Annotated in this window: 15 protein-coding genes and 1 riboswitch; of the genes, 2 read left to right on the plus strand and 13 right to left on the minus strand. The window is 48.7% G+C overall.

The genetic code is table 11. The features are described from left to right. Window position 1 precedes the first annotated feature (1 nt). From CHH53_RS06630 to CHH53_RS06655, 6 genes are read right to left on the minus strand one after another with little or no spacing between them, the layout of a single operon-like run. Window positions 2-1,027, minus strand: coding sequence for a thiamine pyrophosphate-dependent dehydrogenase E1 component subunit alpha (locus tag CHH53_RS06630; RefSeq protein WP_369819865.1), 1,026 nt, complete (start codon window positions 1,025-1,027; stop codon window positions 2-4). Then, on the minus strand, window positions 1,020-2,441 hold the full coding sequence (lpdA, locus tag CHH53_RS06635) for a dihydrolipoyl dehydrogenase (RefSeq protein WP_095215335.1): 1,422 nt from the start codon (window positions 2,439-2,441) through the stop codon (window positions 1,020-1,022). Before lpdA ends, CHH53_RS06630 begins: the two co-directional genes overlap by 8 nt. Before the next feature lie 12 nt (window positions 2,442-2,453). After that, entirely contained in the window at window positions 2,454-3,536 is a 1,083-nt protein-coding gene (gene buk / locus CHH53_RS06640) for a butyrate kinase (RefSeq protein ID WP_095215336.1), read from the minus strand. An 18-nt stretch (window positions 3,537-3,554) separates the two neighbouring features. After that, a complete protein-coding gene (locus CHH53_RS06645) occupies window positions 3,555-4,649 on the minus strand; it encodes a Glu/Leu/Phe/Val family dehydrogenase (protein ID WP_095215337.1) in 1,095 nt (364 codons plus the stop codon). 12 nt (window positions 4,650-4,661) lie between these two features. Then, window positions 4,662-5,564, minus strand: a complete 903-nt coding sequence (locus CHH53_RS06650; protein WP_095215338.1) for a phosphate acyltransferase — start codon at window positions 5,562-5,564, stop codon at window positions 4,662-4,664. A gap of 18 nt (window positions 5,565-5,582) precedes the next feature. Beyond that, on the minus strand, window positions 5,583-7,595 hold the full coding sequence (locus CHH53_RS06655; protein WP_095215339.1) for a sigma 54-interacting transcriptional regulator: 2,013 nt from the start codon (window positions 7,593-7,595) through the stop codon (window positions 5,583-5,585). A 100-nt stretch (window positions 7,596-7,695) separates the two neighbouring features. Here CHH53_RS06655 and CHH53_RS06660 point away from each other — a divergent pair, with 100 nt between their 5' ends. Together CHH53_RS06660 and CHH53_RS06665 are read left to right on the plus strand one after the other, a co-directional pair. Continuing rightward, entirely contained in the window at window positions 7,696-9,609 is a 1,914-nt protein-coding gene (locus CHH53_RS06660; RefSeq protein WP_095215340.1) for a DUF294 nucleotidyltransferase-like domain-containing protein, read from the plus strand. Beyond that, window positions 9,606-10,355, plus strand: coding sequence for a 3'-5' exonuclease (locus CHH53_RS06665; protein WP_095215341.1), 750 nt, complete (start codon window positions 9,606-9,608; stop codon window positions 10,353-10,355). The genes CHH53_RS06660 and CHH53_RS06665 overlap by 4 nt, the downstream gene beginning before the upstream one ends. Window positions 10,356-10,371: 16 nt before the next feature. On the opposite strand, the gene CHH53_RS06670 is transcribed toward CHH53_RS06665, so the two are convergent. From CHH53_RS06670 to CHH53_RS06700, 7 genes are all read right to left on the minus strand, one after another. After that, complete coding sequence (locus CHH53_RS06670) at window positions 10,372-11,721, minus strand: aspartate kinase (protein WP_095215342.1); 1,350 nt, start codon at window positions 11,719-11,721, stop codon at window positions 10,372-10,374. A 317-nt stretch (window positions 11,722-12,038) separates the two neighbouring features. Then, window positions 12,039-13,319 carry a Na+/H+ antiporter NhaC family protein gene (locus CHH53_RS06675; protein WP_369819866.1) on the minus strand — a complete coding sequence of 427 codons (1,281 nt, stop codon included), beginning with the start codon at window positions 13,317-13,319 and terminating at the stop codon, window positions 12,039-12,041. Between the two features lie 93 nt (window positions 13,320-13,412). Beyond that, window positions 13,413-13,520, minus strand: a riboswitch (SAM riboswitch). A gap of 375 nt (window positions 13,521-13,895) precedes the next feature. Next, window positions 13,896-14,657 (minus strand): DeoR/GlpR family DNA-binding transcription regulator, encoded by a 762-nt coding sequence (locus CHH53_RS06680; RefSeq protein WP_095215344.1) that lies wholly within the window; start codon window positions 14,655-14,657, stop codon window positions 13,896-13,898. 53 nt (window positions 14,658-14,710) lie between these two features. Next, window positions 14,711-15,964, minus strand: a complete 1,254-nt coding sequence (gene rhaA / locus CHH53_RS06685) for an L-rhamnose isomerase (protein ID WP_095215345.1) — start codon at window positions 15,962-15,964, stop codon at window positions 14,711-14,713. A gap of 12 nt (window positions 15,965-15,976) precedes the next feature. Beyond that, window positions 15,977-16,291, minus strand: coding sequence for an L-rhamnose mutarotase (gene rhaM, locus CHH53_RS06690; protein ID WP_095215346.1), 315 nt, complete (start codon window positions 16,289-16,291; stop codon window positions 15,977-15,979). Further along, window positions 16,275-17,702 carry a rhamnulokinase gene (gene rhaB, locus CHH53_RS06695; protein WP_095215347.1) on the minus strand — a complete coding sequence of 476 codons (1,428 nt, stop codon included), beginning with the start codon at window positions 17,700-17,702 and terminating at the stop codon, window positions 16,275-16,277. The genes rhaM and rhaB overlap by 17 nt, the downstream gene beginning before the upstream one ends. An 11-nt stretch (window positions 17,703-17,713) precedes the next feature. Continuing rightward, entirely contained in the window at window positions 17,714-19,780 is a 2,067-nt protein-coding gene (locus CHH53_RS06700) for a bifunctional aldolase/short-chain dehydrogenase (protein WP_095215348.1), read from the minus strand. Window positions 19,781-19,870: the final 90 nt, after the last annotated feature.

Consider the following 19,870-nt stretch of genomic DNA (forward strand, 5'->3'; position numbering starts at 1 on the left):
CTTAATCGGCATACACATGAAGCAGTGCGGATTCCGGTTCCGGATCTTTGGCATGCTCAGCATAGTCTGTTGCTTCATTTACGATTTGTTTGATTTCTTCTTCCATTTTGTTTTCCAATTCCTCCGTCAAGACACCCGTTTCACGCAAATATGCCCCGAATGTCAGCACGCCATCCTTCTTGCGTGCTTCCTCGACTTCTTGTTTTTCACGATAAGTCATATCGTCGTCATCACTGGAATGAGGCGTTAGGCGATATCCGACTGCCTCGATGAGCGTTGGGCCATCGCCGTTCAATGCACGTTGCCTTGCTTCTTTGACCGTCTGATACACTGCCAGCGGATCATTACCGTCAATGGTGAAGCCTGGCATACCGTATCCTTGTGCCCGATCGGATACATTGACGCAGCCCAGCTGTTTTTCCTGCGGCACACTGATGGCGTATTTATTGTTTTGTACCATTGTGATCACCGGCAGTTTATGGACGCCGGCGAAGTTCAATCCTTCATGGAAATCACCTTGGTTGGAGGATCCTTCCCCTAAAGTCACGAAGCTGACAAGCTGTTTCTTTTCCATTTTTGCAGCCAGGGCAAAACCGACAGCATGCGGCACCTGTGTTGTAACCGGTGAGGATCCCGTGACGATGCGGGAGGATTTTTTCCCAAAATGGCCCGGCATCTGCCGCCCGCCTGAGTTCGGATCCTCTGCTTTAGCAAAGGCCGAAAGCATAAGATCCTTCGCGGTCATCCCGAATGGCATGACCAGCCCTAAATCACGGTAGTAAGGCAAAAGATAATCGACATCCTTATCCAATGCCATCGCAGCACCAACTTGTGCTGCCTCCTGTCCTTGGCAGGAGACGACGAACGGAATCTTGCCGGCTCTGTTCAAGAGCCACATCCGTTCATCCACTCTCCGTGCCAGGAGCATCCATCTATACATTTCCAATACTTTTTCGTCCGATAATCCAAGAGAAGCATGTCTTGTTTCTGACATCGCCGCTCCCCCTTTCTTCAATATCTCAGCCATGAATTTGATTTCCATCGACGGCAAGTGCCGCTTCCCCGATGATTTCCGATAATGTCGGATGCGGGTGGATACTCTGGCCGATTTCCCATGGCGTTGCATCCAGCAGCTTGGCAAGCGCGGCTTCGGAAATCATATCCGTCACATGCGGACCGATCATATGAACCCCAAGCAAATCGTTTGTCTTCCCATCGGCGATGATCTTCACGAATCCTTCTGTCTCACCGTATACCAAGGCTTTCCCGATCGCCTGGAAGCTCATTTTCCCAGTCTTGACTGTATAGCCCTCCGCCTTCGCTTGTGCCTCTGTCAACCCGACACTTGCTGTTTCGGGATAGCTATAGACACAAGCAGGAACCATGCTGTAATCCAAAGCCTCCGTCTTTTCACCCGCAATATGCTCCACCGCAATGATGCCTTCCCTGGAAGCAACATGGGCCAGCTGCATACCACCGATACAATCGCCGATCGCATAAATGTGAGATTCATTCGTCTGATAAAAATCATTCGTCTGGATAAAGCCTTGCTCTGTCAGTTGGATATCTGTATTTTTCAATCCGATATCCCCGACATTCGCCGAACGGCCCACAGAGACAAGGATTTTGTCAGAGATGAATTCCTGCTCCTCCCCATTCATGCGCGCTTTGACCGTCACTTGGCTGGCATCAGCTGCCGCACCCTCCACTTGCACATTCGTATGGATGGAAATGCCGCGCTTTTTGAGCTGCTTGACCATTTCTTTGCTGATTTGTTCGTCCTCCGTCGGCAGGATGCGCTCCTGGTATTCTAGCACGGTCACCTTGGTGCCGAGATCATGAAGCATGGATGCCCACTCGATACCGATGACACCCCCGCCAATGATCGTCATGCTTTCGGGAAGCTCTTCCATTGCCAATGCCCCTTCAGAGCTGAGGATCCTGGACTCGTCAAAATCGATGCCCGGTAACGATCGCGGCGAGGAACCTGTTGCTATGACCACATTCTTGGGAAGCAATATTTCATTTTCACTTCCATCGGCAAATTCAACGGAAATGGTGCCTGCCGTTGGAGAGAAAATGGATGGACCGAGGATTCTGCCGTATCCTTGGAAAACATCGATTTTCCCTTTTTTCATCAAATGCTGCACCCCTCTATGCAGCTGATCGATGATTGCTTGTTTCCGTTGCTGTACGCCTGCAAAATCCAGGCTTACATCGGATGTATGTATGCCAAAAGCTGCTGCTTCCTTCGTTTGCCGGTAAACTTCAGCTGACCGCAGCAATGCCTTGGATGGTATGCATCCACGATGCAAGCATGTCCCGCCGAGCTCTGCTTTTTCCACGATCGCCGTCTTCAAGCCCAGCTGGGAAGCACGGATGGCGGCAACGTATCCACCCGTACCGCCCCCTAAGATGACAATGTCATATTCTCTTACCATTGTTACTGCCTCCTATACGGCATATACCTTTGCCGCTTCTTCTTTCCGCATGACACGAAGCGCACCCTCTGTCAAAGCGCGGAGCTCATTCTCACCTGGATATACCAGCACATCCGCGATCCAGCTGACCCTGTCCTTCAGCAGCGAAATGAATAGATCATCATACGCAAGTCCGCCAGTCACTGCAATCGCATCGACATCGCCTGAAAGGACAACGCCCATGGCGCCGACTTCCTTTGCGGTCTGATAAACCATGCCTTCGAAGATGTGCCTAGCTTCCTGGTCACCTTTCTTGATCCGGTCGGCAATGAGCCGGCCATCGTTTGTGCCAAGATAACCCATGAATCCGCCTTTGGTCGTGAGCATCTTCATCAATTCATCTTTTGTATATTCTCCGCTTAAAGCCAGCTCGATCAAATCACCTGCCGGAACTGTGCCGGCGCGTTCAGGAGTGTATGGCCCTTCTCCGCTCAAGCCATTGTTCACATCGATGACGCGGCCATGATGATGTGCACCGACAGTAATGCCCCCGCCAAGATGCACGACGATTATATTTGCTTCCTCGTAGCTCTTATCCTTCACCGCTGCAGCTTTGCGTGCGATTGCTTTATGATTTAAAGCGTGGAAGATGCTTTTTCGTTCCACACCAGGCAATCCGGAAAGCCGTGCGAGCGGATCAAGTTCATCGACTACGACAGGATCGGTGATGAAGGCTGGGATATGAAGGCTGCTTGCGATTTCATATGCAATGAGTCCTCCAAGGTTGGAAGCATGCTCGCCATTATAGCCTGCCTTGAGATCGGCCAGCATCGCTTCGTTCACGCGGTATGTACCGCCTTCAAGCGGCCGGAGCAGTCCGCCGCGTGCACAGACGGCAGTCAGCTTGGACACATTGATACCTTCGAAGTCCAATGCATCCAAAATGATTTGTTTCCGAAATTGATACTGATCCATTACTTTCTCATAGCCGCCGATATCTTCCAAATCATGGCGGATCACTCGTTCAAAAATGTTATGCTCATCATTAAACACACCAATTTTCGTGGAAGTAGAACCTGGATTGATCGCTAGGATACGGTTTTCTGCTGTCCGCACGCGGTTTCCCCCTCGTCATTATCTTCTGCTTAATGTATGATGGCCGTTACGCAGGAATTGGCTTCTGGATCTGCGCATCGTTTCGATTCTTTCCTCAGCCATTCTGTCAGCTGCCAGGCTGGTCGGGATGTTATCACGCTTTGCGATTTCGAATACACGCTGAAGGCTGTCATAGATGGTTTCCACCTTGCGGAGTGCACGCTCTCTGTTATAGCCATGTAATTCATCCTCGACATTGATGACACCGCCGGAATTGATCACATAGTCAGGTGCGTACACGATGCCGCGCTCGAACAGGATCTGTCCGTGCTGTTCGTCTTTCAGCTGATTGTTTGCTGCTCCGGCAACCACTTTCGCTTTCAACACTTTCAATGTATCATCATTGATTACTGCACCAAGTGCACAAGGTGCAAAGATATCACATTCCACGCCGTAAATGTCATCCGGATCCACTGCAGTCGCCCCGAATGCTTCGACAGCTTTCTGGACAGCTTCCTTGTTGATGTCCGTTACAATCAGCTTGGCACCTTCTGCATGCAGATGCTCACACAAAGCATATGCCACATTCCCGATACCTTGGACAGCAATTGTTTTTCCTTCCAAGCTATCATCACCAAAGGCTTCTTTGGCAGATGCTTTGATTCCTTTGTAAACGCCATAAGCTGTCACCGGAGACGGGTTGCCTGATGATCCGGATTCAGCGGAGATTCCAGTTACGAAATCCGTTTCCGTATGGATCAGCTCCATATCCTCCACTGTCGTACCGACATCCTCTGCTGTGATGTAGCGCCCATTCAAGGATTGTACATAACGGCCGAATGCACGGAACATCGCTTCATTTTTATCTTTTTTCGGGTCACCGATAATGACTGTTTTTCCGCCGCCAAGATTCAGGCCTGCGGCAGCATTTTTATACGTCATGCCTTTTGCCAGTCTCAGTGCATCGACGATTGCATCTTCTTCCGTTGCGTATGTCCACATCCGCGTACCGCCAAGAGCCGGACCGAGTGTTGTATCGTGGATTGCGATGATTGCTTTCAAACCGGATTCTTTGTCCTGACAAAGGACTAGCTGTTCATAATCATATTGTTCCAATGTTTCAAAGATTTTCATCTAAAGTTCCTCCTAGGCAAGGGATGCTGCCGCTAGCGCGAAGCATATTGCATAATATTTACTGGTGCTGTCGTCCGCACGGGAAGTAAGGATGACAGGTGTTTTTGTTCCGACGAGCAAGGAGGCACTCACTGCCCCTGCTGCGTAGGTGAATGATTTATACAGCATATTTCCGCTCTCGATTTCCGGGACCAATAGAATATCAGCATCTCCGGCAACCGATGAATCGATTTTCTTGGTAGCTGCAGCCTGGGCAGATAAGGCAACGTCCAGTGCGAGCGGACCATCTATTTGGCAATTTTGAAGCTGGCCGCGCTGCTGCATGCCACAAAGCAGCGCGGCATCCGTCGTCGCCGGCATAGCCGGGTTCACCTTCTCGGTGGCGGCAAGCGCAGCGACTTTCGGTTCTGATTGGTGCATCTTCATGAAAATAGTCACGGCGTTGTTCAATATCTTTTGCTTCACCTCTAAGGATGGCGCGATATTGATTCCCGCATCAGTCAGGAAAAGCAGCTTATGATAAGACGGAATATCGAAGATGGCCAGCTGGGACAGGATGCTTCCGGACTTGAACATTGATTTGTCCTTCAATATTTTGCCGGCCAGCACGTCCGTACTGACGATGCCTTTCATCAGCAAATCGGCCTTGCCCGATTTCCATGCTTCGATCGCCATATCCGCGGCCCTGTCAGCGGTAGAGGCATGGAGGCAGGTAATCTGCTCCTCTGCCAGTGCTTCTTCCTGCATGAAGCGTTTTAATCGATCTATATCCCCATATAGCAAAAATGATGCCAATTGCTGATCGGCCGCCTTCTTCACTGCCTTAAGAATGGATGGGTCATCGGCAGCCGCAATCGCTATCGTACTTCCTCGCTTTACAGCTGCCATTTTTTCAAGAGCGGTAAATTTATGCATTGCATTCTTCCTTCCCCGTTATGAAAAATCTTGCATGCCACTTCTATCAAAATTATATTTATCCATCTTATAGTAAAGATTCCGTATCGACACTCCAAGCTGATCGGCAGTCGCTTTCTTATTGTAATCGTTCGCTCGCAAGGCAGATTCGATCAGCTGTTTCTCCAGAATCTCCACTTGCTCCTGCAGCGTTCCTTCCCCTGATTGCGGATCGCATGAAGGAATCTGCAGATGTTTTGGCTGCATGATATGCTCCGTCTTCTCCATGAACGTCATCGCGCGAACGATCACCGCCTCCAATTCTTTAACATTATGGGTCCATTTCTTTTCTTTCAATACATCGATTGAAGATGCAGAAACGGATTGAACCGAGGACTGAAGCAAGTGGTTTTGCTTGTGGACAATTGTGGATAACAATCCGTCAAAGTCCTCCATCCGCTCTGCCAGGCTTGGAATGTAAATCGTGATCCGCTTCAGTTTCTCGAAGAATGGCTCATGAAATCTTTTCTCGAAGACTGCCCTTTCCAATGGATGACGGGCGCTGACAATGATCCTTACGTCCACCTGTTTCGATTTACCGGAAGGAAGCTCCAGCTTTCCTGTATCCATGAAGTCGGAGACCTTTTGCTGGATACGGAGCGGCATCCTATCGACATCGTCAAGGAAAAGCGTCCCGCCATCGCTTTTTTCGATCATCCCGATCGCGTGACTGCCGCGCAGGGAGCCAAACAGCTGTTTTTCCAAAGCCTCTTCTTCGCTGATTGTACAATCGATTCGGATGAACGGCCGATGGCGTCTTTTGCTCTCATTATGTATGATGGCAGCAAACATGCCTTTCCCCACACCGGCATCTCCGCGCAACAGACAAGGCGCGTCCGCGCTGACAGCGAATTTGACCTGCTCGAGTGTCACCTGCATGCTATCCGAATCGGCAACCACATCTTTAAGCGTGTATTTGTTTTCCAGGCTGCGGATGATTTTGCGGGCGCGCTGCACTTCATCCTGCAGTTCATGCAGCTCCGAAATATCATGCAGGACGCCGACACTGCCGCGCAGTTTCCCGTCCACAATGATCGGTGCTGCATTGACCATCATTTCCTTGCCGTGCTTCCCCACCCGCATCCTGGCCCCTGCAGCCGGTCTGCGTGTCCGGAGAACCTGCATATGCAAGCTCTCCCCTTCCATGATGTCCGTCACCGCGGGTTTTCCGACAATCTGCTCAGGTGTATAGCCGGTGAGCCGCGTGTATGCAGGGTTGACGATCAAACCGATGCCATTTTCATCGACGACGCTGATTGCCTCCTGCGAGGAATCGATGATGGCTTCCAGCATCGATTTCACTTCCCGGACATCGGTGAGTTTTTCCGCCAATGCAACGATGTCGATTGTTTTCTTCATTACGATGAAAGCTCCTGTCACTGCCCCCTGATCATTTTCAAGCGGGGCACAGGTATAGACAATCTGTATCCCGGAAGGAAGCATGAGCTGTTCATCCACAAAACGCTCCCTTGTCCGGATGGTTTCAGGAAGCCTCGAACCGGGTAGTAGATTTTCTATGGGTTTCCCTATCAGCTGGGGTTTCTTGCTGCCAAGCAGTTTTTCAGCTGCTTCGTTCACATACATAATCTCGTCCTGGCGATCGATGCACAGGACCCCCTCATGCAAGTACTCCAGCGTCTTGGTGCGAAATTGCTGGTTATTATATGTAGAAGTTTTCTCTGTATCTTCTTTAGATGCGAATGCAAGCATCAGTTGTGCACTTTGACCAGATATGATCTCTGCCTTGCAGTTTATCGGATCAAGATAATCTGACAATCTTTCTGAGGTTTCCAGCACAAAGTCGACCTGCTCGAGCGATTCTGCCGTCAGGTCTTTCCAAAGTGGGATATTCAGTCGTTCCGCTTGATATTTTATAATCGGGGTCGGGCTTTTAACGGCCATACCGGCTATCCGGAAAGACTCTGACCGCTGGAACAGTTTGATTAATTGAACTGTTTCCTCTCCGGCACCAATAATGAGTATTTGTTTCATCTATGATCACATCCTGCAAAGTTTTGCACATATATAGCTTATAACACCCTGCAGAAATTAGCAATAATAAGATTTTTGACATGCAAGGAGTGACTTATTCTTGAAAGAATTAGCTCAATTATACGCCAATACCCTGCCCTTCTCCCTTTTGGATGATCAAGAAAGGATCCGTCTATTTGATCAGGCAGAAATAAAGGAATTCCAAATAAATGAATACATCATCAGCGCGGATGAAGATACCGCCCATACCAACGTGCACTATTTTGTAGCAGGAGTTGCAAAAAATTTCATTTATCAGGCCAACGGGAAGCAAGTAGCCGTCCGCTATGATTATCCAGGTGACTTCGCAGGTCTTTTGACATTATTGACCGAGGGCGAGATGCAAATCGCCGTTCAGGCATCCGAAAAAACAAAATCGATTGTCTTTCCCAAGGCCAGCTTCCAGCAGACGATGCAGCAGGACTCTCGCTTTTCCCAAGCAATCCTGGAGAGAATCAGTCAATTGATGAAAAGCTTATATGAGGAAGTGAAATACAAGACAAGCGATTTGACTGATCGAACGGAACCTGCCCTTTATAAGAAAAGGGTATCCAGCTTCATGGAGCGTCCTGTTTTCATCCACCCGGAAGAAACAGTCTACGCAGCAGCGGAACTCCTGAAAAATGCCGAAACAGAAGGAATTGCCGTAAGCCGCGACAAGCAGGAAATCGAAGGGATGATCGGCTACCGTCAAATATTCGATGCTTTGAAAAATGGCAGATTGGATGCGCCGGTGGAGCAAATCATGAACAAGGACTATTTTTTCGTCCAGGAACATGACTTCATTTATGATGCCCTATCGTATCTGAAACATCACCCTGCCGCCGCCATACCTGTCCTGCACCGGAACCGGGTCGTCGGCTTTATCAGGCAATCCTCTTTATTGAGCGTCTCGAACAGTGTTTATTTCGAGCTCACTTACAGGGTTGCCAATGCGGATTCAATTGAAACATTGGCCAGCCTGAGCCCAGTGAACAATAAACAATTCCAATCATTCATTCGGCAGCTTGTGGACGAGCGGATGTATGGCTATGATATCGCCGAACTGATTTCCAGCTATAACGATCGCCTGCATCGTCAGATTATCCAGCTGGCAGAAAGGGAAATGGTCATGGAAGGCTATGGCCGTCCAAAAATCAACTATTGCTTCATTGTCATGGGGAGCGAGGGCAGGAAGGAACAAGGTTTCAGCACAGACCAAGACAACGGGATCATTCTTGATGATTACAAGGAATTGAAGCATAAAGAAGAAATAGAAGTCTATTTCGAAAGATTGACAGAAAAAATCAACCATATGCTGGATGCCTGCGGTTTCCCTCTTTGCAGCGGAGGGATCATGGCCAAGGAACAGAAATGGCGGCATTCCCTCTCCCAATGGTTTGAAACGATCGATGATTGGCTGCGAAATCTGGATGCCCAGGAGGTACGTGATTTCACTATATTCATCGATTTCCGTCCTGTTTACGGGGACTTCGATCTAGCTTTCAAACTGCGCAGGAAATTGACCCTTGCCATGCAGCATGCATCCAGATTACAGCCGATGCTGATTCGTGATACGCTCCAAATACGCGTCCCTTTGCAAGCTTTCGGCCGTATTTCCACCAGCACGAGGAATCGGCATCTGAATCTGAAACAATCCGCCATGATGCAGATCGTGAACGCTGTAAGGATATACGCAGTAGGCTATGGAGTCGAAGATGTGCACACGATACGCCGGCTTCATGCCCTGACTTCCAATCATCATATGTCCAAAAATGACAGCGACACTGCCGCTCAGGCACTGCATGAACTGCTTCTTTTCCGATTGAAGCTGAACCTGCAGCAGCTCGAGGCCGGCGAGCCGCTTTCCACGCGCATTTCCGTGAAGGATTTGGATAAGTCAGAGAAACAAACGTTGAAAAATGCTTTAGCTGCTGCCAAAGGAATGCAGCAGGGGCTCGAGCTGAGACTTAATAGAAATAGGGTGAACGGATGATGATCGACTTACAGCTTTTCCGTTATATACTCTATGGAAAAGTTACCATGCACGTAAAAAGAAAAGCGCATATCAATACCCGCATCCACCAGCGGCTGTATGAAAAGCTCACTGATTATCGTCCGGCTCCTTCTCTTCGGGATGTACCTTTCGAAGAACAGGATTTTACCGTCTTTGACCTGGAAACGACTGGACTGTTCCCTGATCTGGGACATGAAATCCTCTCGATCGGAGCAGTTCGCATGAAGGGAAATGTCATTCAATCAGAGGATGAATTCTATCAAATGACAAAGCCGCTGCTGAAGACGCCAAAGAAAATCATCAAGCTGACCAAGCTGGATCCCGACAAGATAGAAGAAGCACCATCATTCCCCGAGGCAATGGAGCGTTTCCTGGATTACAGCAAGGATACCATCCTTGTTGCCCATCCAGCTTCTTTCGATATCCGGTTCATCCAGACGATGCTGAAGCTGTATAAGCTTCCGCCATTGTCCTGTTACACACTTGATTCGCAGATGCTGGCGCGGATGTTTTTCAAAAAAAGGCAAAGCCGTCTGGACAGCTTGATCAGCCGCTTCCAAGTCCAGCAGCTGGAGCGCCATCACGCACTGGCAGATGCGAAGATGACCGCTGAGATTTTCGCGCACTTATTGAAGCTCGTATCCGAAAAAGGCATCAAGGATTATGCCGGGCTTCAGCTCCCGCTGGGAAAAATAAAAAGGAAAATCCGGACAACGCCATTTTAGGCGCTGTCCGGATTCTTTAATCCTGGAAAAATGCTTTGTACAATGATTGTACAGCCTCATTGATCTGATGGGCTTTGACACCGAACATCAAAGATACTTCAGAGGAACCTTGGTTGATCATTTCGATATTCACATTCGCATCGGTAAAAGCCTTTGTGGCTGTACTGGAAACACCGATTGTTTCGATCATCCCTTCCCCGACGATCATGATCATCGCAAGATCGCGGTCGATGGACACCTGATCGGCTTTCAGTTCCTCTTTGAGACGGCGGACGACCACTGCTTCTTTATCCGGCGGCAGCTGGCTTTCCCTGAGGATGACACTCATATCATCGATACCGGATGGAGCATGCTCAAAGGAAATGTTTTCTTCCTCGAGAATCTGCAATAGCTTCCGGCCGAAACCAAGCTCCCGGTTCATCAAGTATTTGCTGATATAGATGCTCAAGAAGCCTGTATCACTCGCAATGCCTATGACGGGATTTCCCGATACTTCCCTTTCCGCAACTATCATCGTTCCGGGTGCGGAAGGATTGTTCGTATTTTTCACACATACCGGTATTTTAGCTTGGAATGCCGGAATCAGTGCTTCGTCATGGAAGACAGAGAAGCCTGCATAAGATAACTCCCGCATTTCGCGATACGTCAATGTGTGGATTTCTTTAGGATTCTCCACGATATTCGGATTCACACTATAAACACTATCCACGTCTGTAAAGTTTTCATACAAGGAAGCCTTCACGCCTGCACTCACGATGGAGCCGGTGATATCCGAACCGCCTCTAGGGAAAGTGGCAAGTTTCCCCTCCTTCGTATAGCCAAAGAAACCAGGGATGACAAGCACCCCTTCCCGATCACGAAGTTTATATAAAAGCTCGAAGCTCTCATCAAGTATCCGTGCTCCTCCCAATTCCTCCCTCACAAGCAAACCTGCTTCTTGAGGGTTCACATAGGCAGCTTCGACACCTAATTTCTGAAGATATGCACTGAATACTTTTGCAAGGGAATCTTCCCCCGCCGCCTTCAATGCATCCATCTTGTTCACGGCAGGGATTGCATCGGACAGGATTCCATCCAGATGATCGGCTATCTGTCCGATAAGGTTATCATCAAGCTCCAATTCCTCGACGATGGATCGGAAACGCGATAGTACTTTTTCCACCTGTGTACTGACGTCTTCCCCTTTGTTGTGCGCCTCGCCTATTGCAATCAGCAAGTCCGTCACCTTCGTATCTGCTTTATCCCGTTTACCCGGTGCAGAAACGACGATGAACTTCCGCTCTTGATCGGCTTTCACGATTTGTGCTACTTTGCGGAGCTGCTCCGCACTTGCTACTGAACTACCACCAAATTTTGCTACCTTCATCTGTCTCTCTCCATTACGCTTTTTCTTTACATAAGTAAAATAGTATCACAGAGTTTCTTCTGCTGGCTATATGAAAGACATAATTTTGAGAAAAAATCGACAAAGATGGTTTACATAATAAAATTATGGTTAATAAAAGGCGTTTTCGGCTGTCCGATAAATGCCGTACCTGCAAACCAGAAATCCGATCGGATGACAACTGATTGCACCCAGATCCACTCATTCCATCCATTCCCGTCACCATTCCAGCCTTCTTTTCAATCCGAAATTCCTTGCATAAAAAACCGCACAGCCTTGCTGCTGTGCGGTCCACTTTTTCAGCTGTTCTTCTTCGGGTATCCGATAAGGATAGCGATGATTCCGCAGACACCGATGAGGATAGGATAGAAGGAGTATTGCAAAATGCTGACTGGTGATATACCAGCCACACCGGCAACCGCCAGTAATTGGCCGCCATATGGCAAAAGGCCTTGAATCGCACAGGAGAAAATATCCAATATACTTGCGGTCTTTCGCCGATCTATCCCGTATTGATCCGCAATGTTTTTAGCGAGCGGACCTACGATCAATATAGAAATTGTATTATTGGCCGTAGATAAATCAGTAACTCCAACCAGACCGGCAATGCTGAATTCAGCACCTTTTTTCGATTTAATCCTCCGTGTTGAAAGGTGAAGCAGGTAATCGATTCCGCCGTTATATTTAATGACCTCTACCATTCCTGCTATCAGTATTGCAAGGAAAGCAATCTCATACATATCTGCCATTCCTCCGCCCATCGTCTGCACAAGATCCATTACATGATAGCTGCCATCAACCAAGCCAACTGCTCCAGCTAAAACAACACCAGACGCCAGAACAAGGAAAACATTCATTCCAGATAATGCAAAGACAATAACCAGAATGTAAGGAAGTATTTTTACCCAGCTATAGCTTCCATGATCCACTTGAGCCGTCTCACCCATTGTCATAATGCCTAAGATGATGCTCGTTACAATAGCTGCCGGCAGGACAATCCAAAAGTTCACCTTGAATTTATCCTTCATTTGAACACCTTGTGATCGTACGGCAGTAATGGTTGTATCCGAGATAAAGGATAAATTATCACCAAACATGGAACCGCCAATGATCGCAGCCATTACCAGCGCCATCGAAAGATCGGTATGTTCGCTTATCCCCACTCCGATTGGAGCCAGCGCAACAATCGTACCCACCGAGGTACCCATTGCCAGGGAGATAAAGCAGGCTATGATGAATAAGCCCACGACAAGCAGGTTTTGCGGTACAAATGCTAACGCAAAGTTTACAGTGGAGTCTACTGCACCCATGCCCTCTGCCACCCCTGAAAAGGCACCAGCCAAAAGAAAGATAATGACCATCAGCATGACATTGGAGTTCCCTGCTCCTTGACAAAAGATGTCAACCTTCCGCGAAAATGATTCTTTCCGATTCATAGCAAGAGCGACAGCACCTGCAATGACAATCGCCACTAAGACAGGAAACGCATAAAAGTCACCTGTAATGACCCCTGAACCAATGAATAAAATCAAAAAAACAACAAATGGGATCAGCGCCCATGGATTTCCTTTCTTCATCATTCCACCTCCAAAAATAAAAGCGACAAGTCTTGTCCGTTTTTCCTCTCAAAAAAGGCCCCATCTTGACAAGCAAGAAGAGGCATCCTGGCACTTTTCTTATCTATCAAGCCTCGGCTTGCTGGAGTTGGCACAGCAACTTCATCATAAAGTTCCGCTGCCGAGATTTCATCGGGCCAGTCCCTCCATCTCTCTTAATAAGAAGAAAAAATCGATTTTTTTGTCACAATAAATAAGAGAATACAGGATTCGTATTGCTTTATCAACAAAAATCCCATGGTTATATTATACTTTCGAAGGGATATCGATAGGCAGTGGATAAGATAGGGATTTGTTTGCAAACCAAAAAGGCTGTCCATTAAGGACAACCTTTCAAGATGGACGTCGAAAGCAGAGAATCCATAAGCGGAGGCTTCTTATCCTCCGAGGGTCGCTGATGCAATAACCGCTTTCAGATCCGGTTAGGATTTCAGCAATTCAAGCGCTTACAAAAATCAACGAGTTCAGAGGGATAAATGCTATTTTATTCCTCATACCATGCTTAGCGACCCCGCAAGCTTAATCCTGCGGGGTCGGTGATTAGTTCACGGCTTGGAACTCGATGTTCTGTTTTTCAAAATGGTTGCTTGTGATGGAATCTATCCCTGTATCTGTGTAGACCTTCGAAATCCTATCCAGACCGGTGATTGTGGCGAAAGCACGCTTGCCGAATTTACTGGAATCGGCCAGGAGGATTGTTTGTTCCGCTATCTCGATCATTTGCTTCTTCACGATCGCCTGCTGTTCATTCGAGTCACTCAAACCATGCTCGAGATGGACACTCTTGCACGAAAGGAAAGTTTTATCTACATAATAGGTCGTCAATGATCTCTCCGTCAGCGGTCCGACATAGGATAATGATTTTGACAGCAGCTGTCCGCCGAGCGAAATGACACGGATCTGATCCTTTGTACTGCAGGCAAGTGCCACTTTGATACTGTTGGTTATGATCGTCAGCGGCATATTCGGCAATTCTTTTGCCATATACCATGCTGTCGTGCTGGCATCGAGAATGATTCGTTCCCCGGTGTGGATATCGGAGACTGCCGCTTTGGCAATCGCTTGCTTTTCCTGCATATGCATTACTTCGCGTGCTTCATGCGCAATCTCCGTTGCCCCTTCTTCGATCCGCACAGCTCCGCCATGACTGCGATGGAGCAGCTGCTCCTTTTCCAGCTTCTCGAGGTCGCGCCGTATCGTCTCCTCGGTCACATGGAAGAGGGAGCTAAGCTCGGTGACCCGGACGCTTGCCCGTTCGTTGACCAGCTCGACGATCTTCCTTTGTCTTTCTGCAACTAACATACCTTTTCCTGCCTTTACCACGTTTTGATTATAGTGTAGCATAATCTGGCGTGTTACCGGCGTGCCATTTCATTTCTTTCATACTCTTTGACATGCTGCCACCAGGCAGTTCCGCGGGGTACTTGCATTTCCTGACAGAAGTAATCCCAAATTGCGCCGAATGGGTAGCTTTTCAGTTCTTCCATCAGCATAAGCCTTTCCGTGAATTGCCCTTTCTCCTGATAGTCCTTCAGCTCTTCATGAGGCGTGAGAAGTGCATACAGCAGTGCCTTTTGCATATTGCGTGTCCCGATCACCCAAGCAGCAACGCGATTGATGCTGGCATCAAAGAAATCAAGCCCGATGCGGATATTATCAAGTACTCGGTTCCGGACTAGCTCAAGTGCAATTTCCTTCAGCTCATCATCGAACGTCACCACATGGTCACTGTCCCAGCGGACCGGCCGGGAAACATGCAAGGCAATTTTATCGGTAAATGGCAGCATGCCACTGATCTTGTTGGAAACCATTTCTGTCGGATGATAATGCCCGGTGTCCATCAGCAGATGCTTGCCTCGAGTCAGCGCATAACCCATATAAAATTCATGGGATCCGACGACATAGGACTCGGAGCCAATGCCGAATAATTTGCTTTCCACAGCATCGATATTATATTTTTCATCGATTTCGACAGCAAATATTTGATCGAGTGAGCGTTTCAGACGTTCCCTTGGCGTCAGGCGGTCACTCGGCACATCCTTATATCCATCAGGGACCCAGATATTTGTAAGACTTGCCGTACCTAGTTCTTTGCCGAAATATTCCCCGATCCTGCGTGAAGCGATACAATGCTCGATCCAGAATTGTCGGATTTCTTCATTTGGGTGGGCAAGTGTCAGACCGTCGGCAGCTTTTTCATGCGAGAAGACAGTTGGATTGAAATCCAGCCCCAGCTCATGCTGCTTCGCCCACTCTACCCAATTGCGGAAATGCTCGGGCTTTATTTCATTACGCTCGACATGCTGGCCATCTGTCTCTGCATAGATGGCGTGCAGGTTAATGCGATGCTTACCCGGAATGAGGCGAAGCGCCATTTCAAGATCGGAGCGCAGCTCTTCGGGTGTCGTCGCTTTCCCTGGATAATTTCCAGTTACATCGATACCGCCTGACAGTTCATTCTGCTGCACTTCAAAACCGCCGATATCGTCACCCTGCCAGCAGTGAATGCTTATTGGTATCATTTTCAATTTTGCCAATGCTGCTTCGACATCGACACCTGCTGATTCGTATACTGATTTTGCCATTTCAAACGCTTTGATCACTGTCATCTGTCTTCCCCCTTAATCTAAATGGAATACCTCTTTCATCGTCTCGCTGACCGGACTATCATCGGGATTTGTCTGCATGATATCCTGCATGTATGCCCACCATCGGCGACAGGCTTCCGTCTCTGCAATTTTCGCATGCATTTCCTCGGATTCCGCTTCCAGATAGGCAAACAGCATCGCAGTCGGTTCGTGCAGAAAAATGCTGTAGTTGCTGACGCCATGCCCCTTCAGCACTTGCTCCATCTCCGGCCATAGCTTATCATGGCGTTTTTTATACTCATCGAATTTATCCCGATACACATACATCACACTAGCTTTTCGAATCATGGACCTTCCTCCTTTTCTTATCCGGCAGATAGGTTTCCACAGGGAAGGAGGCACGGATAAGCCGCCTGCCTGCTTCCAAGGAATCCAGCTCCCCTGCGGCTATCATTTGGACGATCAGATTACCGAGCGCTGTCGCTTCTGTAGGACCGGCGATTACCTGCAAGCCGCTGTAATCGGCTGTCAGCTGATTGAGCACCTGATTCCGGGAACCGCCTCCGACTATGTGCAATGTGTGTATGCTTGTTCCTGTCAGCAGCTCCAGCTCCTCCAAAGCTTCCCTGTAAAGCATGGCCAGGTTATGATAAACCGTAAAACTCAGCTCTCCGATGGTGCTTGGCACATATTGATTCGTTTCACGGCAGTAGTCCTGCAGTTCCTCGATCATATTATCCGGCTTCAAGAACCTTTTGTCATTCAGATCTACGGAAGGCACCTGCTCCAAGTCCGTCCGGCTCGCTTCCTCGACCATCTCACCAAAATTATAATCCACCGGATATAGCCTTCTTATCTCCTGAACCATCCACATGCCGATGATATTTTTTAAATATCTGTAGGTTTTGTTTATTCCCCACTCATTCGTGAAATTCTTATCCAAGCTGCTGTCGCCTAAGATAGGCTCGCTTCTCTCTGTCCCGATCAAGGACCAGGTGCCGCTGCTAAGATAGGCCCAGTCCTGTCCGGCTGCAGGCACACCAGCAATGGCAGATGCCGTATCATGGGTTGCGACAGCGATGACAGTGCATGCGGGCAGGTCATATTGCGTTCGCAGGGTCTCCTTGATTTCCCCGATGACGGTACCAGCTTCAATCAGCGGTGCAAACTGATCTGGTTGAAAACCGGTCAAAGCAAGCAAATCTTCATCGAAATCACGTGTAAGCGGATTCAATAATTGCATCGTGGAAGCATTGGTCGCTTCCATCACCTTTTCGCCGGTCAGCCGGTAATGGAGATAATCCGGCACAAGCAGCACAGTTTCGGTCTTCCTGATCAGCTCCTCGCTTTCCGTAAACAGCTGATAGATTGTATTGAAGGGCTGGAATTGGATGCCTGTTTTGCGGTAGACATCTCGCTTTGGCACCCTTTTCCACACTTGTTCCATCACTTCATCCGTCCGGGAATCCCGGTAAGCGATCATCTCACGCAATCGCTCACCATCCTTCCCAAGCAGCACGTAGTCCACTGCCCATGTATCGATCCCTAGCGTGCAGGAATGGATGCCATTCTGTTTGGCAATTTGTAAACCACGCAAAATCTGTTCCTCGAGATGATCAATATCCCAGCATTGATAAGCTCCTTGTTTCTGATAGCCATTCGCAAACCGGTGAATCTCTTGTATGACGAGCTTCCCCTCTGTCAGTTCGCCAGTGACCAGCCGGCCGCTTGATGCTCCAATATCGACTGCAATATGCATCTGATAGCCCCCTATCTAGTAAAGGCAGCCGGCACGCCGCCATCGACCGTAATCATGCAGCCAGTCGTCTTCGATGCTGCATCCGAGGCAAAGAAAGCAATTGATTCCGCAATATCCTTTGGATAAATATTGACACCCAATGTCGTCCGTTTACGATAATGCTCCTCCAGATCATCTGGAGAAATATTATAAGCAGCGGCTCGCTCTTCACGCCATTTGGATCCCCAAATCGCCGAGCCTTGCAGCACGGCATCAGGCAGGACACCGTTTACCCGAATGCCATAGCTGCCGCCTTCTGCAGCAATACATCTGGCCAAATGCATTTCCATCGCCTTCACCGCACTGTAAGCCGCAACATTCTTCCCTGCATAGACGGAGTTTTTCGACCCTACGAACACCATGCTGCCGCCGATTCCTTGCTGCTTCATCAAGCGGAAGGCTTCACGGGCAACCAGGAAATACCCTGTACCCAATACATCCATATTTAGCTGCCATTCTTTTAATGTCGTTTCATCGAAAGGACTGCTCGTTGCAAGCCCTGCATTATTGACGATATGGTCGATTCCTCCATACTGAAGTACAGCCGTCTTGAATGCTTCTGCGATCGCTGCTTCATCGGTCACATCCATTTTGACGGCAATCGCACGTCCTGCACCGTAGGTATCGTTAAGCTCCCGGGCAACCTTTTCTGCTCCTTCGATATTGATATCCGTCACAACAGCATGGGCGCCGCCTTCGAGGAAAACACGCAATGTTGCACTGCCGATGCCGCCTGCTCCGCCAGTGACAAGAACGACAGAGCGGCTGAATCTTGCCTCCGGCGGAGCCAGGGACAGCTTATACAGCTCCAATGGCCAATATTCCACCTGGAACGATTCCGATTCGGACAGTGACACGAAGTCACCCAGTGCAGCAGCTCCCTTCATTACGGCAATGGCGCGATGATACAAGGCTGCACTTATATCAGCGGCCTTTTTGTCCTTGCCTGTCGTGACCATTCCGACGCCAGGAATCAGGACGACTCTTGGCACAGGCTCGAACATGACATCCCCCTCTGATGCATGGCGCTTGAAATACTCTTGATAATCATCGGCAAAGCCCCGGATGCCTGTTTCCACTTTCTGCAGCAGGTCATCCGCATTGTCCGCAGTTGGATCGAATTCAATATACAAAGGCGTCCGCTTTGTATGCACAAGGTGATCCGGGCAAGCAGCACCTACCTGGCTCAGCTGCTGTGCCTGTTCACTGTTCACGAATTCCAGCACATCATCACTGTCATCGAAGCTGAGGATCATTTTCTTTTCTCCGCTCACGGCTCCTCTGATAGCTGGCATCACCTTCGTGATCAGCTTATGCCGTTCTTCCTTATTCAAAGCGGAAACCTTTTCCCCGCCGAAGGCTTTGGCCCCGGATTGTTTCTGACTGATATGGCTTTCCGCTTCATTGATGACAGCAATCGTGCGATCATAGCTCTCCTTTGCTGTATCTCCCCAGACAACCAATCCATGCTTTTCCATCAATACAAGCTCAGCCTCCGGATTCGCAGCCACTGCTTCAGCTATCATCTTGGAAAGTGTGAACCCAGGACGGATATAGGGCACCCATACGAACCTGCTTCCGAAAATCTCCTTGGCGATTTCCTGTCCATTGTCCGCACAGCACAGACTGATGATGCTGTCGGGATGTGTGTGGTCGACATGCTTAAACGGTAGGAACGCATGCAGTAATGTTTCAATCGAAGCACGCGGATGGCTTGCATCGATCATGCATTGGCTTAAGTAGGCAACCATCTCTTCATCAGTCATCGATTCCCTCTCGATAAGCGGCCGGATATCATCCATTCGCAAGCCCGTGAAATTATGCTCTCCCATGGTGGCAAGGTCTGATCCGCTGCCTTTGACATACATCACTTCGACCGGACGCCCGCGAAAATCCTCAACAGTCGTTTTCATCGATGTATTCCCGCCGCCCCAGTTGCAAACGGAACGGTCGCTTCCGATCAAATTGGAACGGTACACCAGCTCCCCCAATCCTTCAAATTTCCTTGCATCTGATTCATTCCACTTATTTTGTACCAATTCTAACACTCCTTCCGCATTTGATGAAGCGCTTTCAATATTTAAACTCATTATACAATAAACGAAAACCTTTTTGTGTATTTATCTTTA

It is taken from the genome of Terribacillus sp. 7520-G (assembly GCF_002271665.1).
Taxonomy (GTDB): domain Bacteria; phylum Bacillota; class Bacilli; order Bacillales; family Amphibacillaceae; genus Terribacillus.

Coding starts and splice junctions, on each gene's coding strand:
- CHH53_RS06630 (WP_369819865.1), bottom strand. CDS start 1,027: ATGGCTGAGATATTGAAGAAAGGGGGAGCGGCGATGTCAGAAACAAGA.
- lpdA (WP_095215335.1), bottom strand. CDS start 2,441: ATGGTAAGAGAATATGACATTGTCATCTTAGGGGGCGGTACGGGTGGA.
- CHH53_RS06645 (WP_095215337.1), bottom strand. CDS start 4,649: ATGAAAATCTTTGAAACATTGGAACAATATGATTATGAACAGCTAGTC.
- CHH53_RS06650 (WP_095215338.1), bottom strand. CDS start 5,564: ATGCATAAATTTACCGCTCTTGAAAAAATGGCAGCTGTAAAGCGAGGA.
- CHH53_RS06655 (WP_095215339.1), bottom strand. CDS start 7,595: ATGAAACAAATACTCATTATTGGTGCCGGAGAGGAAACAGTTCAATTA.
- CHH53_RS06665 (WP_095215341.1), top strand. CDS start 9,606: ATGATGATCGACTTACAGCTTTTCCGTTATATACTCTATGGAAAAGTT.
- CHH53_RS06670 (WP_095215342.1), bottom strand. CDS start 11,721: ATGAAGGTAGCAAAATTTGGTGGTAGTTCAGTAGCAAGTGCGGAGCAG.
- CHH53_RS06675 (WP_369819866.1), bottom strand. CDS start 13,319: ATGATGAAGAAAGGAAATCCATGGGCGCTGATCCCATTTGTTGTTTTT.
- CHH53_RS06680 (WP_095215344.1), bottom strand. CDS start 14,657: ATGTTAGTTGCAGAAAGACAAAGGAAGATCGTCGAGCTGGTCAACGAA.
- rhaA (WP_095215345.1), bottom strand. CDS start 15,964: ATGACAGTGATCAAAGCGTTTGAAATGGCAAAATCAGTATACGAATCA.
- rhaM (WP_095215346.1), bottom strand. CDS start 16,291: ATGATTCGAAAAGCTAGTGTGATGTATGTGTATCGGGATAAATTCGAT.
- rhaB (WP_095215347.1), bottom strand. CDS start 17,702: ATGCATATTGCAGTCGATATTGGAGCATCAAGCGGCCGGCTGGTCACT.